Source organism: Pontibacterium sp., from assembly GCF_041587635.1.
Classification (GTDB): domain Bacteria; phylum Pseudomonadota; class Gammaproteobacteria; order Pseudomonadales; family Balneatricaceae; genus Pontibacterium.
In genome coordinates, this window is the sequence record NZ_JBFGYC010000696.1 from 1 (window position 1) to 1748 (window position 1748).

Sequence of the window (1748 nt, forward strand, 5' to 3'; positions counted from 1 at the left end):
ACGAGCAGGCGAAAAAAGCGGTAGCCGATAAAAAATTCATAGATGTATGCAACAGGAAGACTGGCGATCGACATGCCGATGAACAGCCCAAGATAGGTTAGGATTCCGTCATCCATATTGAAACCCGAGATATCGGCTATGTATGCGTAGAACGCGAACGCAAATGGCGTTATCAGTGGTGCCCACGCTAAGGCTCGACTTTCGTTTTTCATAACTGTCCCGCTCTACCTATCCGGTAGGATCTAAAGGCTAATGAACGGTGGTTCATTAATGTCATGGCATAGTACCTTAAGGACCGCTTTGCGAGGTGTTTTCGGCCATTGTGCGTGATCAGGGTCAACTCAGATTGCATAAACTGACTATGATTTTCAGATTTCTGCCGCGTGCTCGGTGCTAAAAGCAGGGTTAATGCCAATAACCTGTGTCGATTTAAGATTCCCTCACGGGCTATTCTGAAACCTTTTTGATCAGGCAGAGAATGATGACGACCGAATTTATAGGACCGGATGGTCAGCCACCTTGTCGTTGGTGTGGTGGGGCCCCGGAGTTTCTGGATTATCACGATAACGAGTGGGGATTTCCCGTTGATGACGATCAGCGCTTGTTTGAGAAGTTATGTCTGGAGAGCTTCCAGTCTGGGCTAAGCTGGCGAACGATCCTCGCCAAGCGCGAAAACTTCCGTGCCGCGTTCAATGGGTTTGATTTTAACTTGGTCGCTGAATTCACTGAAACTGATGTGGAGCGGTTACTCACGGATGCCGGGATCGTGCGCCATCGCGGTAAGATTGAAGCGGTGATTAACAACGCAAAACGTGCGCAGGAACTGGTCGAAGAACATGGGTCTCTGGCTGCGTATTTTTGGCGTTATGAGCCGAAGCCGGATAACCTGCCCGAGCCTCAAACAGCGTCCACATCCGAAGAATCGGTCGCCTTATCGAAAGCGCTAAAAAAGATGGGGTGGAAGTTTGTTGGTCCAACAACCGTGTTTGCGTTCATGCAGGCGATGGGTTTGATCAATGATCATGCTGAGGGTTGTGTCAGCCGAAACAAAGCTGCGGCGTTACGGATGAAGTTTAAGTCACCTTGTGAATAATAGGTGTCAGAAGGACTTTTGTTCAGCGTAGATAAAGTGTCAATCCGTACAATGCATTCCGGGCCCGAGAGAACGTTCGTGATAAGCCTGCAGCTATCGGTTTACGCTGCTCACCCGGAATTAGGAATTTTTCCTATTCACATATGGGGCAGTAGTAACTACATTTTTAAATAGTCTTAGGGCGTAAGGCTGACGGTAAATGGAGCATTAGTTGCTCTAATCGCTATGTGGTCTACGCTGTTGTTATTGGTTTCTTTCACATATGCAGAAATTTATATGCGTAGAATCGATTGTTCCAATGACCGGATTAGTTTGTAGTACCGCTTCGCAGTAGCAAAAAGGAACGTATGAGGCTTACTACTCAAATTTGCGTCGTGCAAACCGGCAAAGGAGCCGAATATGCACGTAGGGAGTTATTGAAATGCATACTGGCACAGTTAAATGGTTCAACAACGCTAAAGGTTTTGGTTTTATTGTTTCACCTGAATACAAGGAAGATCTATTTGCGCACTATTCGCGCATTGTGGCGGACGGTTATAAGAGCTTGAAAGCGGGGCAGTCTGTTGAGTTTGATACGCAGCCGGGTGATAAAGGAACACATGCCATTAATATCAAAACGATTGAGTAGGCTTGTTTGTCATACGCTTCATGATTG

Annotated in this window: 2 protein-coding genes; both read left to right on the forward strand. The window is 46.8% G+C overall.

Features of this window, described 5'->3' with window-relative positions:
* Positions 1-481 precede the first annotated feature (481 nt).
* Positions 482-1093, forward strand: coding sequence for a DNA-3-methyladenine glycosylase I (locus ABYW01_RS20845; RefSeq protein WP_372836460.1), 612 nt, complete (start codon positions 482-484; stop codon positions 1091-1093).
* Between the two features lie 421 nt (positions 1094-1514).
* The gene (locus ABYW01_RS20850) at positions 1515-1721 is read left to right on the forward strand and encodes a cold shock domain-containing protein (protein ID WP_372836458.1); all 207 of its coding nucleotides are present in this window, start codon (positions 1515-1517) and stop codon (positions 1719-1721) included.
* The last annotated feature ends 27 nt before the right edge of the window (positions 1722-1748 follow it).